At 66.5% G+C, this 13,988-nt stretch carries 7 protein-coding genes; all 7 read left to right on the top strand.

What is annotated here, in order from left to right:
• The first annotated feature begins 7 nt into the window (after positions 1-7).
• The gene (locus B0G62_RS14255; protein WP_103704846.1) at positions 8-7,714 is read left to right on the top strand and encodes a type I polyketide synthase; all 7,707 of its coding nucleotides are present in this window, start codon (positions 8-10) and stop codon (positions 7,712-7,714) included.
• Complete coding sequence (locus B0G62_RS14250; RefSeq protein ID WP_103704845.1) at positions 7,711-8,940, top strand: 3-oxoacyl-[acyl-carrier-protein] synthase III C-terminal domain-containing protein; 1,230 nt, start codon at positions 7,711-7,713, stop codon at positions 8,938-8,940. Before B0G62_RS14255 ends, B0G62_RS14250 begins: the two co-directional genes overlap by 4 nt.
• Positions 8,940-10,808, top strand: coding sequence for a polyketide synthase dehydratase domain-containing protein (locus B0G62_RS14245; protein WP_103704844.1), 1,869 nt, complete (start codon positions 8,940-8,942; stop codon positions 10,806-10,808). Before B0G62_RS14250 ends, B0G62_RS14245 begins: the two co-directional genes overlap by 1 nt.
• A gap of 14 nt (positions 10,809-10,822) precedes the next feature.
• Positions 10,823-11,569: an ABC transporter ATP-binding protein gene (locus B0G62_RS14240; protein ID WP_103704843.1), complete on the top strand. Its 747-nt coding sequence runs from the start codon at positions 10,823-10,825 to the stop codon at positions 11,567-11,569.
• Complete coding sequence (locus tag B0G62_RS14235) at positions 11,569-12,819, top strand: ABC transporter permease (RefSeq protein WP_103704842.1); 1,251 nt, start codon at positions 11,569-11,571, stop codon at positions 12,817-12,819. The genes B0G62_RS14240 and B0G62_RS14235 overlap by 1 nt, the downstream gene beginning before the upstream one ends.
• A 41-nt stretch (positions 12,820-12,860) precedes the next feature.
• Entirely contained in the window at positions 12,861-13,628 is a 768-nt protein-coding gene (locus B0G62_RS14230; protein ID WP_103704841.1) for an outer membrane lipoprotein-sorting protein, read from the top strand.
• A gap of 65 nt (positions 13,629-13,693) precedes the next feature.
• Complete coding sequence (locus tag B0G62_RS14225) at positions 13,694-13,981, top strand: hypothetical protein (protein ID WP_103704840.1); 288 nt, start codon at positions 13,694-13,696, stop codon at positions 13,979-13,981.
• Positions 13,982-13,988 lie beyond the last annotated feature (7 nt).

Raw genomic sequence — 13,988 nt, 5'->3', positions numbered from 1 at the left:
GGCTTCGATGAGAACAGTCCGACAAAAGTCGCTCGCGGTGATGGCGCTCACGCCGTCCTGCTGGCTCACCCCGGCAATCGCCATCGCAGCCTGCCGCGCGGGCGCGACAGGTGTGCTCGATCTCGGTATCGGCAATCCGCCTGCGGCGGTCGAAGCGGCGCTCTCGCAGCTCAGAAACGGTGTCTCCGAGTCGGCCTCGTGGGGCGTGCGCTGGGACGCAGGCATGAACGCAGCGGGTGGTTTGGGGATGTTGTCCGCCTTGCTCGGCGATGCGCTGCCGGTGCCGCTGCTCGTGCTGGCCGGATTGAGCGCCGACGACGCCGCGCGGCTTGCCGCAGCGGCTCGCTCGCTCGCCGGCACGGTCATGCTGGAAGTCCAGGATCTGCGCGGCGCGAAGGCGGCGCAGGATGCCGGTTTCGACGGCGTGATCGTGAAGGGCCACGAAGCCGGCGGTCGGGTGGGTCCGCACGCCTCGTTCATCCTGCTTCAGGAGTTCGGCGGGCAACTCGACATTCCCTGGTGGATCCAGGGCGGCATTGGCCTGCATACGGCGGCCGCCGCGATGCTGGCCGGCGCGGCCGGCGTGGTGCTGGGCGAGCCGCTTTGGCTTGCCGAAGAAGGCCCGTTCTCGACGCCCGCGCAACGCATGCAGTGGTCGAAGCTCGACGGCAGTGAGACGGTCGTAATCGGCACGGGCGATACGCTCTATCGCTTCTTCAACCGCGCGGGGCGCACGCATCTGCGCGAGCTTGACGTCGCGCTCGCGAAAGGCGAAGCGTGGCAAGCCATGCTCGCGCCGCGCATGGAAGGCGCGCAGGGCATGCCGGCCGATAGCGGCCTGATCCCGCTTGGCCAGGACATCGCGTTCGCGCCGTTCCTCGCCGAGCGCTACGGCACGGTCGGTCGCATGATTACCGCGCTGCGCGAGCACGCGGCGGCCGCGCTCGAGCAGGCGGCCATGCAGACGCCGCTCGCGCCGCACGCGGCGCTCGCGCAGCAGCACGGCACGCGTTACCCGATCGCGCAAGGCCCGATGACGCGCGTGAGCGACGTCGGCGCCTTCGCGACGGCGGTGGCCGAAGGCGGCGCGCTGCCGTTCCTGGCCCTGGCCGTCCTGCGCGGCAAGCAGGTGCGCGAGGTGCTGGAAAGCACGGTGGAACGGATCGGCGCGCGCCCGTGGGGCGTCGGCATTCTCGGTTTCCTGCCGTTGGAGTTGCGTCAGGCCCAGCTCGAAGTCGTGCGCGATTTCAAGCCACCGTTCGCGATCATCGCGGGCGGCCGGCCCAGCCAGGCGCGCGAACTGGACGAGGCGGGCACCGTGACATATCTGCATGTGCCGTCGCCGGGGCTGCTGCGGGGATTTCTCGCGGACGGCGCGCGGCGTTTCGTGTTCGAAGGCAGCGAGTGCGGCGGCCACACGGGACCGCGCACGAGCTTCATCCTGTGGGAATCGGCGATCGGGCTGCTCGCCAGAGCCGACATTAAGGATCCCGAATCGGTTCAGGTGCTGTTCGCGGGCGGGGTGCACGACGCGCTCTCGGCGGCGATGGTCAGCGCCGTCGCGGCACCGCTCGTCGCGCGCGGCATGAAGATCGGCGTGCTCATGGGCACCGCGTATCTCTTCACGCACGAGATCGTCTCGCAGGGGGCGATTGTCGAGGCGTTCCAGCGCGAAGCCGTCGCCTGCGAGAAAACCGCGCTGTTGCAATCTGGTGTGGGCGTGTACACGCGCTGCGCGCAAACGCCGTTTTGCGACGAGTTCGAAAAGGTACGCCGCGATCTCGTGCTCTCCGCAAGCTCTGACGAAGACACGCTGATGAAGCTGGAGATGATGAACATCGGGCGGCTGCGCATCGCGGCGAAAGGCATCGCGCACCGCAGCGACGCGGAACTCGCGCGCGGCGACGACGGCTATGTCGAAGTCGACGAGGCCACCCAGCGCAACGAGGGCATCTACATGCTCGGCGAGGTCGCGAGACTGCGCACGGCCACCTGCAGCGTCGCCGAATTGCACGAGAACGTCTCGGCCGGCAGCGAAGCGCTCCTGCGCCGCCGTGCGCGGCCCGTGTCGTTCCCGGCGCGCACGCGGCGCGAGGACATTGCGATCGTCGGCATGGCGTGCCTCTTTCCGGGCGCGCAGAGCGTGCGCGAATACTGGCAAAACATTCTGCGCGGCGTGGATGCGATTCGCGAAGTCAGCGACGATCGCTGGCGCGTGGCCGATCTGTTCGATCCGAAGCGCGGCACGCCGGACAAGATCTATTCGAAGTGGGGGGGCTTTCTTGACGACATCGCCTTCGATCCGCAGCGTTACGGCATCGCGCCCGCAAGCCTTGCGTCGATCGAGCCGGTGCAACTGCTGTCGCTCGAAGTCGCGCGGCTCGCGCTGGAAGACGCGGGGTTCGACCGGCGCGGCTTCGCGCGCGAGCGCACCGCGACGATCTTCGCCGTGGGCGGCATGAACGATCTCGGCACGATCTTCAATTTCCGCGCGCTGCTGCCGCACTATCTGCGCAACGTGCCCGGCCTGTCGGACGCGGCGCGCGAGCAACTGCTCGCCTCGATCTACGACGACGTGTTGCCCAAATGGACCGAGGACACCTTCCCCGGCATTCTCGGCAACGTGATCGCCGGGCGCGTGGCGAACCGGTTCGATCTGGGCGGCGCGAACTTCACGGTCGATGCGGCCTGCGCGTCGTCGCTGGCCGCGCTCGACGCGGGCATGCGCCAGTTGCGCAGCCACGATGCCGATGTCGCGCTGGTGGGCGGCGTGGACGGCACGAACGGGCCGCTCGGCTTCATGTGCTTTGCGCAAACCTACGCGCTCTCGCCGCGCGGGCGCTCGCGTCCGTTCGACGACAGCGCCGACGGCATCGCCATCAGCGAGGGTGTGGGCGCCGTCGTGCTCAAGCGCCTGGCCGACGCCGAGCGCGACGGCGACCGCGTCTACGCGGTCATCAAGGGCATCGGCAGTTCGAGCGACGGGCGCAACCGCAGCCTGACCGCGCCTCATCCGCCGGCCCAGGTGCAGGCGCTCAAGCGCGCCTACGCGGAAGCGGGCGTCGATCCCGCGGCCGTGACGCTGATCGAAGCGCACGGCACCGGCACGGCGCTGGGCGACAAGTCGGAGATCACCGCGCTCAATCTCGCGTTCGGCGAGGCCCACATGGGCAAGCAGGTGTGCGCGGTCGGTTCGGTCAAATCGATGATCGGGCACACGAAGGTCGCCGCCGGCATGGCGGGGCTCATCAAGGCGGCGCTCGCGCTGCGCCATCGCGTGCTGCCGCCGACCATCGGGGTGGACAAGCCCGCGAGCGGCATCGACTTCGAGACTTCGCCGTTCTACGTGAACACGCAGACGCGCCCCTGGCTGCGCGGTGCGCAGGCGCAACCGCGTTACTGCGGCGTGAGCGCTTTCGGCTTTGGCGGCACCAATTTCCATACGGTGCTGGCCGAGTACACGGGCAGTTTTCGCGATTCGGACACGCTCGACCTCAACCCGCGCGACGCTGAAATCTTCGCCTTCGCCGGCCCGACCCGCGCGGCGATCGAGGCAGCGGTGCGTCAGATGCAGCAGTCGCTGGAGCGCACCCAGGCGGTCGATCTCGCGCAACTGGCGTGGTCGCTTTGCCGCGAGCAGTCCGCCGTCAAGCGCGTAAACGGCTCGCATGCCTGCCGTCTCGTTGTGCTGGCCACGTCCGTCGCGGATCTTCGGCACAAGCTCGCGCGCGTGCTCGACCTGCTGCCGGATCACGCGGAAATCACGGCGCCCCCGTCGCTCTTCTACGGCGAGCGCAAGGAGGCGGCGGGCGGCGTGTGCTTCCTGTTCCCAGGGCAGGGTTCGCAGCGCGTGAACATGCTGCGCGATCTCGTCGCGACGATGCCGGATCTGCAGCGTTTCTTCGAGGAAGCAACACCCGACGGTGAGGGGACGGTCGCACCGCGCGTTGCTTCGCGCATCTATCCGGTGCCCGTGTTCGACGACGCCGCGCGCGACGCGCAGCAGGCGGCGCTCAACGATACGGCCGTCGCGCAGCCCGCCCTGGGCATGACCGGCATGGCGGCGTTCGAGGCGCTCACGCGTTTCGGCCTGCATGCCGACTTTGTCGCGGGACACAGCTATGGCGAGTACGTGGCGCTGTGCGCGGCCGGCGCGCTCTCGTTCGACGCGCTGATCCGCCTTTCGAAGGCGCGCGGCAAGCTGTCGGCGGCGGCGCCTCTCGGTGCGATGGCCGCACTCGAAGCCGACGGCGCGCGCGTGGCCGAAACGATCGCCAGCCACGGTCTGAACATTAGTATTGCGAATCTTAATGGACCGGATCAGACCATCGTGTCCGGCACGGTCGAGGCGATCGACGCCGCGTTGCCCGTGTTCGCCGATGCGGGCCTGCGCGTGAAGAAGCTGCCCGTGAGCGCCGCGTTCCATTGCGACATCATGGCCGGTCCACGCGACGCACTGGCTGCGGAACTGGCGGGCGTCGAGTTCAGCGCGCCGCGCGTGCCGGTGTACAGCAACACGACGGGCGAGCCGTATCCGCCATCGGGCGAGGCGGTGTGCGCGCTGCTGGCGCGCCATATCGCGGAGCCGGTGCGTTTCGCGGACGAGATCGAAGCGCTCTATGGCGCGGGGGCGCGCGTGTTCATCGAGTGCGGGCCGGGCCTCGTGCTGGGCGGCCTGGTCGGTCGCATACTCGGCAGCCGCCCGCATGCCACGCTCGGTCTCGACGCGCCAGGCCGCCCTGGCGGCCTGCAACTCGCGCAACTGCTGGCGCAGGCACAGGTCATCGGCCTGCTGGTGCGGCTCGATGCCTGGTTCGCTCATCGCGGGCTCAAGGACTGGAGCGTCGAAGAGGTTTTCGCCGATGCCGCGACGCGCGACGCGCCCGGTCCGCTCGTGTGGCGCGTGAACGCCGCGCGGGCAAAACCTTGGCATGCGCCGCAGCCGCGCGCCGCCGCGCGGCGGCAGGCGGTCCCGCCTCAGGGCTTAGCCATGCCGCCCGAACCGTCGAGTCCGTCTCCCGCAGCGCGCCCAGCCGCGCCCATCCCCGCACCCGTCGCGGCTTTTCCCGCCGCCGCGTCCAGCGCGCCTGCCGTTGCCGATCCGGCGCCGGCCATCGCCGCAGCAGTGCCTGCCTTTGCGCCGGCGCTACCGCTTACGCCTTCCATCCTCAGCGACAGGAGAACCACGATGAAAATGGAAAACCTACCCGGCGAAGGGCCAGGCGCGATTGCGCGTGGCGCGCCGCCCACAGAGCGTTGCTCGGAGACCGAGTTTGCCCAGATCCAGTTCGGCGTGAGCCGTCTGCTGGAGCTGCAGTTCGAGCAGCAACGCAGCTTGAGGCATTTCCTCGAATTCCAGGCGCAGCTCGTCGCCCTGCCGCGTCAACGCACGGGCGCCGCCGATCCGCTGCAGCAACCGTCGCCCTATGCGATTCTGGGCGCGGTGCCGCTGGCCGCGTCGGCTCCGCAGCCTGTTGCCGAACATCAGCCAGCGGTGCCCGCGCCGCAAGCGCAGCCCGTGGTGCTGGCGACGACGCTAGACGCCGTGCCGCCCACGCCCGTCCTGCCGCGCCAGATCACGGCGGCTGCGGCGATTGCGCCGACTACGCCCGCCCCGGCGCCCCAGCGCGTCGCGCCCTCGGCATCCAGCGAGCCGATCGAAGCCCCGCGCGTGATTGCCGTGCCTCCCGGTCCGGCCAACGGCGCGGGCGCTGCCTCGATCGACGCATTCAAGACCCATCTGATGCAGGCCGTGTCGGAGCGCACCGGCTATCCCGTCGAAATGCTCGATCCCGATGCCCACATGGAGGCCGATCTCGGCATCGACTCGATCAAGCGCGTCGAGATCTTCAGCAACCTGACGACGAAGTTCAACCTGCTCGGCGAGCGCGACGAGGAGGCGGTCATCGAGGCGCTCTCGGGGCTGAAGACGCTCAACGAGATCGTCGCGTGGTACGCCGACATGACCGCAGCGGCGACGGGCGAAGCGAACATCGCCGCTGGAGGGCATGCGCCAAAAAAAGCCTCGGCTCCACCGACTTCGTCCAATGAAGCGGTGGAGTCCGATGACGATGTCGCGCACGGCGATCCGGTGCAGTGCTATGCACTGGAGGCGGTCGCCGCGGGACTGGAGGAAGCGGGCGAGCCCGGCGACCTGTTCGCACATGCGGGCGTGCTATTGGTGGGCGCCGGTCCGCTTGCCGACGCTTTCGCCGCCGCGCTCGCGGGGCAGGGCGCCGACGTGTGCCGGATCGTGCCGGGGGTGCCAGGCGCACCCACGCGCGCCATCGACGCTCAGCAGTACGAAGCGGATCTTTCATCGCTCGAGCCGGTGCGGCAACTGCGCGAGCTCGTCGTTGCTGCGTCTGCTGCGCGGCCTGTCGCGCTCATCAACGTAATGGGCGCGGGCGCTGACGTGGCGCACACCCATCGCCACGATGCGCGAGCGCTGTTCCTGCTGCTCAAGGCCTTCGAGGCGGATCTCAAGGCCGGCGCGCAGGATGGCGCATGGATCGTCAACGTGACGGCCTTCGATGGGCAATTCGGCCTGAGCCGCTCGCGCGCGTTCGAAGTCGAGTGCGCGGGCGTGCTGGGCGTGGCCAAGTCGGCGGCGCGCGAGTGGCCGGGGGTGAAGGTCAAGTGCGTGGACGTCGATCCCGCGCTCGCGCCGGCTATCCAGGCGGCCCGTGTGATCGGCGAGATTCGCAGCGGCCAGCCTGGCGTTGAAGTGGGCTACACGGCCGAAGGCCGCTGGCGGCTCGATCTGCGCCACAACGGCGTCGTGCGTCAGGATCTCTCGCGGCTTACGCTCGACCCCGACGCCGTCGTGCTCGTCACCGGCGGCGCGTGCGGCATCACGGCGGACGTGACCCGCACGCTCGCCGAACGCTATCGACCGAAGCTCATCCTCGTGGGCCGCAGCCCCTTGCCAGGCGACGAGGACGAATCGACCGCCGAAGTCGACGATCCCGCCGCGCTCAAGCAGATTCTGATTCGCGAGCGGCGCGCGCAAGGGGGCAAGGTCACGCCTGCGGAAATCGACCGCATTTATACGCGCATTCTGCGCGACCGCGAGATCCGCGCGAATCTCGCGGCGATGCGCGCGACCGGCGCCACGATCGAATATCGCAGCCTGGACGTGCGTGACGAAAAATCGTTCGAACAACTGATCGATGATATTTATGAACGGTATGGCCGCATCGACGGCGTGTTGCATGGGGCGGGCGTGATCAGCGACAAGCTGATCGCCGACAAGCCGCTCGACGCCTTCGACGCCGTGTTCGACACCAAGGTGACGCCCGCGCTGGTGCTCGAACGGCGGCTACGCCCGGAGCAACTGAAGTTCATCGTGTTCTTCTCGTCCGTGACGGGGCGCTTCGGCAACGTGGGCCAGTCCGACTACAGCGCGGCCAACGAAGTGCTCAACAAGCTCGCCGACCGCATGTGCCACACGTGGCCGCACGTGCACGCGCTCTCGATCAACTGGGGGCCGTGGGACGCCGGTATGGTGAGCAACGAATTGCGCCGCCTTTACGCAATGCGCTCGATTCGCCCGATTCCCGTCGAACTCGGGCGGCGGCATTTCATCACGGAACTGGAGCGAGGGGCGAGCGGCACGCCCGAACTCGTGATCTCGTCGAGTCTCCAGCAGATTGCCGCGCTACGGCTCGGCCCGGACGCACGCAAGGCTAACCAGGGGAGCACGCTCAAATGAATACTTTCGCCAAGCCCGTCCTCACCAATTTCTGGCCCGCCCAGGTTGCCAAGCCCGTGGCGCAGCGCATCACGCTGGAGGTGAGTTCGTACGCCCTCGCCATGGGCTTTTGCCGCACGCACGACATCCAGACGCGCGACGGCATCCGGCAAACCGTGCGCGATTTCAGGGATAAATTCTCGCGCTACGCGGTGACGCCCGACCAGATCCGCCGCCGTCAACTGGTGTTTTTCCCACGCCTGCGCGATATCCGTTTTGTCGACGGCGAACTCGTGCTGGCCGATCCCGCGCCTGAACATCGGCACCTGCGTTTGCATTCGCCCGATCTGAAGGACCCGAAAGGCGCGAACATTCGCGAGCGTCACGAAAGCTATGCGAAGGTCGTGGGCGACTGTCTCGCCGAAATGTACGACGGCATCGCCGATGCGCCCGATGACATGATCCACGTGACCAGCACCGGCTATCTCTCGCCGAGTCCCGTGGAGCGGATGGTGGCGCACAAGGAATGGTTCGACACGACCGTCACGCACAGCTATCACATGGGCTGCTACGGCGCGTTTCCGGCGATCCGCATGGCGCACGGCTTTCTTTCGTCGTCGCACTTCGGCGTCACGCCGCCCAAGCAACGTGTCGATGTCGTGCATACGGAACTGCTCTCGGCGCACCACAATCTGGAGGACGGCAGCGCGCAGAACATCGTGGCGATGACGCTCTTCGGCGACGGCTTCATCAAGTATTCGGTGTGCTCGGACGAGTACGTGCGCTCGCACGGCCTGCGCGGCTTGCGCGTGCTCGCGTTCGACGAACATCTGCTGCCCGATTCCGCCGACGAGATGACCGAGGTGCCCGCGCCGCACCAGTTCCAGATGACGCTCACGATCCGCGTGCCTATCGTCATCAAACAGCATGTGCGGCGCTTCGTGACCTCGCTGCTGCAGAGCGCGGGCATCGACTTCGAGCGCGAGAAACACAGCATCGTCTTCGCGATCCATCCGGGCGGTCCGCGCATCGTCGAGCACGTGCAGGACGAACTGGGACTGCGTGACGATTACGTCGGCATCAGCAAGGAAGTGTTCCGCGACAACGGCAACATGACCTCGGCGACGATTCCGTACATCCTCAAGCGCATCGTCGAAGAAAAGGCCATTGCGCCGGGCACCCGCGTCGTCTCGCTGGGATTCGGGCCAGGCATGACGGTGACCGGCCTCGTGATGGAGAAAGTGTGATGCTCAATCACCACGACCACGGCATGCCCATCGTCGCGCGACTGCATGAAGTTCGCGCGGCGGCCGGACTCGCGGCCGATGAAGGACTCGCGGCGCGGGAAGCGGGCGCGAGCACACATGAACCGATTGCCGAACCGGAGCGCGTGTTGCCGTTCGTCGGCGACGTGGTGCATTACGAACCGGGCGTGGCGGTGACGATCGAGCGGCGGCTCTCGCTCGACGAGGATCTGTACCTCGCGGATCATCACTTCGTTCAGGCGGATGGGGTCAAACCGCTTTCGGCGTGCTTTCCGGTGGTGCCCATGACCGTGAGCCTGGAGATCATGGCCGAGGCGGCGGCCTGTCTTGCGCCAGGTTTCGGACTGGTCGGCTTCGAGCAGGTGAGTGCCGCGCGCTGGATTGCGCTGGCCGATACCGACTCGCTCGCGCTGCGCGTCGAGGGACGCGTGCGCAGCCTCGATACGGTGCGCGAAATCTGCCGCATCGAGGCGCAGATTTATGTGCAGGGCGAAACCCGGCCGTCGATCAGTGCGACGGTGCTGTTCAGCTCGCACTATCAGCTCGATCTCAATCTGGGATTCGGTGTCCTGAACACACCCAAATCCCTGTCGGCGGGGCACGTCTACGAGGAGCGCCAGCTTTTTCACGGGCCGCGCTTTCAGTGTCTGACCGGCGACATGCTGGTGGGCGAGCGCGGCGTGCAGGCCGATCTGCGCGTGAGTTCGCCGGCCAACCTGTTGCGCTCGACCGCGCAGCCGCAACTGCTGACCGATCCGGCGCTGCTCGACGCCGTGGGGCAGGCGATGGCGGTGTGGACCTTGCAGCAGGGCGGCATTGTGTTTCCGATTGGTCTCGGCAAGCTGGAGCTGTATCGCGCGACACCTGCGCCTGGCACCCGCGTGCCGATGCGCGTGGAGATCACGAGTGGCGCCGGCAAGACGCTCGCCGCCGATGTCGAGATCCAGGACGGCCAGGGCGGTGTGTGGCTGCGCGTGAAGGACTGGCGTTCGTGGCGTTTCCAGTGGGATCGCAAGCTTGTGGCGTTCCGCCGTCAACCCGAGCGGCATCTGCTGAGTGACGAACTCGCATTGCCGCCTGGCGCGCTCGATGCGGACGGGGTGGGGCGGCGTGTGACGAAAGCGTGCCTGACGGGCTTCGATCCGGAATTGCTCGCGCGTCACTATCTGAATGTGGACGAAATGGCCGTGTTCGCGCGTCACGCGCAACGTTCGGGCCAGGCGGGACCGGCGGGCCCGGCGGGGCGGCAGCGGGCCTGGCTGCTCGGCCGTATCGCGGCGAAGGACGCGTTGCGTGCCTGGTACGCACGCGAGCGTGGCCCCGAGACGGCGTTGCATCCGGCGTCGTTCGGCGTCGCGAACGACGCGCGCGGCAAGCCGGTCGTGACGGGTTGGCCCGAGCCTGGTGCGCCTGAGCTGACCATCGCGCATAGCGGCGACGAAGCCGTGGCGATCGCGCAGCACGCGAGCGTGGGCGTCGATATCGAACGGATCGCGAGCCGCGACGACGCCTTTGTTCGCGCGATATCGAGCGACGCCGAGCACGCCTTGCTCGACAATCTTTCGCATGACGAAGCATGGACGAAGGAGCAGCGCGATGCGTGGATCACGCGGCTGTGGTGTGCGAAGGAGGCGCTGGGCAAATGGCTCGGCACCGGCGTGGAGGGCGCTCCGCATCACTTCGAGGCGACGGCGCTCGACGCAGGGGGGCATCTGCATATGCGCCATCGGGGCAGCGGGCGCGAAGCTCAGGTGAGCACCTTGCAGGACGGCGCGATGATCGTCGCCGTGTGCCGTGGATGCGAACCGGAACCCTCCGGACGTGAAAACAGCAGCCCATCGACGTATTGATCGAGGAGCCTCACATGACCCTACTCGCCATGACTCAGGCTAGCGAACCGCTCGTGGAGATGCGCCAGGTCGTCAAGCGATACCAGCTTGGCGAGTCGCAGATCACGGCGCTCAGGAACGTGGATGTCTCGATCCAGGCGGGCGAGTTCGTCGCGGCGTGGGGACCGTCTGGCTCGGGCAAGTCCACGCTGTGCAATCTGATCGGGTTGCTCGACGCGCCCACATCGGGCACGGTGCTCTTCGAAGGGATCGATGCGGCCACGCTCAGCGACGACGCGCGCAGCCGCGCGCGCAATCGCAAGATCGGCTTCGTCTTTCAGGGCTTCAACCTGCTGCCGGTACTCTCCGCGCTCGAAAACGTGATGTTGCCGCTGCAGGTCGGCCGGCGCGCTTCGCGCGCCTGCATCGATGCGGCCGAACGGCGTCTTGCCGACGTGGGGCTGTCGGGCTTCGCCACGCATCGCCCGTCGAAGCTCTCGGGCGGCCAGCAGCAGCGCGTGGCGATCGCGCGCGCGCTGATCGCCAATCCGCGCCTCGTGGTCGCCGACGAGCCGACGGCCAATCTCGACTCGGACAACGCGCGTCGCATCATCGACCTGATGCGCGATATCAGCGAGCGCGAGGGCACGACTTTCGTGTTCTCCACGCACGACGAACGCCTGCTGGAGCGTGTCGATCGCCGCATCATGATGCGCGACGGCGCGCTGATCGAAGACCGCGTTCACAGGCCGGTGGTCAACTACGCCATGGGGAGATACTGATGATGACCTGGTTCAAGCTCGCGCTCAGGAATCTGTGGCGCAACGGGCGTCGATCGCTCTTCACGATACTCGCGATCGGCATGGGATTTCTTGCCGTCAACACGCTCGGCGGCTTCACGCAGTACATCTTCCAGAGTCTCAAGGACAGTTATATCTACGCGGAGTCCAACGGCCATCTCACGGTATTCAAGCAGGGCTTTCTGTTGCACGGCAAGCTGGAGCCGACGCGATATCTGCTGTCCGAAAGCGACGTGAAGAAGATGCGGGCGATTCTGGCACGCCATCCGGAGGTGCTTGTCGTGACGCCGCAACTGCAAATATCCGGACTGCTGAGCAATGGAAAAGTCTCCACGATCTTCTTTGCGCCGGGCCGCGTGCCGGGCGATATCCAGGCCATCGCCAGCCACGCGGTCGGCGTGATGGGGCGCGCCAGGCTCTATGACGGCAAGCCGTTGTCAGACGGCCTGGACTATGGCATCGGCATCACTCACGGGCTTTCGCAACAACTGAACCTGAAACTGGGCACGGGCGCGGTGGCGATGTCGCCGACGATTTCCGGCCAGATCAATGCGCTCGATGCGCAGATCGTGCAGCTTATCGACGCGCCCGACGAGGCGCTGGAGAACTCCTTCGCCACGGTGCCGCTCAAGTTCGCGCAGAGTCTCTACGACACCACCGACGTGGATCGCCTCACGATTCTCCTGCGCGACGACACGCGCACGCTCGCCGTGCGGGACGAACTCGAACGCGAGTTTGGCGCTGCCGGCCTTGCCGTGGATGTGAAGACCTGGAACGAGCTTTCGCCGTTCTATACGAAGGTGAAGAAGATGTTCGACGTGATCTTCCTTATCACCTTCCTGATCGTTTTCACGATCGTCGTCATGAGCATCGTCAATACGGTGACGATGGCGATCATGGAGCGCACGCGCGAGATCGGCACGCTGCGCGCGCTGGGCGTGCGTCGGCGCGGCATCGTCGGACTATTCGCGCTGGAGAGCCTGATGCTCGGGGTTTTCGGCGCGTTGCTCGGGGCGGTGCTCAACCTCGGCGTGCTGTGGGCCGTCGCATGGTTTCAGCCCACCTGGGTGCCGCCGCAGATTAGCCGCGAGGTGCCGCTGCAGATTTACTTCGTGCCGGAGTACTGGATCTACAGCATCCTCGCGCTTCTGTGCCTGTCACTGGTGGCTTCGCTGATGCCGGCACGCAAGGCGGCGCGCATGGTGATCGTGAATGCGCTCGGCTACGCCTGAGCGCCGCGAAACCCGCTTGATTTTCGATGAGGAGGTGAATCATGAAGCGGACTATGAAGCTGGCTATAAAGCGCATCTTCGGTTTCGCCGGGCTGCTGGCCAGTCTCGCGATGGTGGCCGCGGCGCACGCGTCGCTCACGCCGCACGAAATCCTCAAGGCCGCCGACGAGGCGCGCGGGAACGTGGCGGGTGTGTCCTGGCAGGTGAGCGTCCAGTCCACGGAAAACAATGAAGTCCTCGACGATATGTCGTACGAGATCAAGGCGCGCGGTTTCGACGTGTCGGGGCTTTCGCTCGCGCCGCCCAAGTCTCGCGGCCAGAAGCTCCTCATGCTCAGCTCCAGCATGTGGTTCTACAAGCCTGGCCTGTCGAAGCCGGTGCCGATCTCGCAGCGCCAGAAGCTGCTGGGCGACGCCGCATATGGCGACATCGCCTCGACGAACTATGCCGAGGACTACGAAGCGAATCAGCTTCCCGACGAGACCGTGGACGGCGACGATTGCTATGTCTTCGACCTCAAGGCGAAAAGCGACAAGACAACGTACGACCGCATCAAGTACTGGGTATCGAAGAAGCGCCTGCTGGGCGTCATGGCCGAGTACTACACGGTATCGGGCAAGAAGTTCAAGTCATCGACGATGGATTACGGTAATCAGATTCGCGTGGATGGCCAGGTGCGCCCGTTCATTTCGCGCATCACGTTTCACAGCACGCTCATGAACAGCGATATCACCTACCTGAATCTGAGCAATCCGCAGATCTCGGCGCTGCCTGATTACGTGTTCGATCTGAATCTGTTCATGCGCTGAGCGCGCGATGCGCCGAAACTGAGCGTGGCGGCAGCTTGAACGCAGGGTCTCTTCAGGAGCCGTTCATGGACGAGTGCATGACGCGGCAAGTGCAGCAGATAGAGCATATGCAGCTCGCTGCCGAAGTCGAGCAATTGTGCGGCGCGCTCTTTGAGCGGTGGTGCGCCCGGCGCAGCGTCGTGGCGCTTGGCTGCCTGATGCGCCACTGGCCGATCGTTTCGCGGGCCGCACCGAATATCCATAGCCTTTCGTCTTCGCTGGAGCAACTCGCGGATTGCGAGCAGGACGCGCTCGATACCGACGAGCGGGAATTGATTCTGAAAATAATTGGTATTGCGAATCATATCTTCTGATTTGGCG

Source organism: Paraburkholderia eburnea (assembly GCF_002917095.1).
GTDB classification, from domain to species: domain Bacteria; phylum Pseudomonadota; class Gammaproteobacteria; order Burkholderiales; family Burkholderiaceae; genus Paraburkholderia; species Paraburkholderia eburnea.
This window is presented reverse-complemented; position numbering and strand designations above follow the sequence as displayed.

Excerpts from the sequence above, each read along its gene's own strand:
- B0G62_RS14255 (WP_103704846.1), top strand. The coding sequence starts at position 8 with ATGAGAACAGTCCGACAAAAGTCGCTCGCGGTGATGGCGCTCACGCCG.
- B0G62_RS14250 (WP_103704845.1), top strand. The coding sequence starts at position 7,711 with ATGAATACTTTCGCCAAGCCCGTCCTCACCAATTTCTGGCCCGCCCAG.
- B0G62_RS14245 (WP_103704844.1), top strand. The coding sequence starts at position 8,940 with ATGCTCAATCACCACGACCACGGCATGCCCATCGTCGCGCGACTGCAT.
- B0G62_RS14240 (WP_103704843.1), top strand. The coding sequence starts at position 10,823 with ATGACCCTACTCGCCATGACTCAGGCTAGCGAACCGCTCGTGGAGATG.
- B0G62_RS14235 (WP_103704842.1), top strand. The coding sequence starts at position 11,569 with ATGATGACCTGGTTCAAGCTCGCGCTCAGGAATCTGTGGCGCAACGGG.
- B0G62_RS14230 (WP_103704841.1), top strand. The coding sequence starts at position 12,861 with ATGAAGCGGACTATGAAGCTGGCTATAAAGCGCATCTTCGGTTTCGCC.
- B0G62_RS14225 (WP_103704840.1), top strand. The coding sequence starts at position 13,694 with ATGGACGAGTGCATGACGCGGCAAGTGCAGCAGATAGAGCATATGCAG.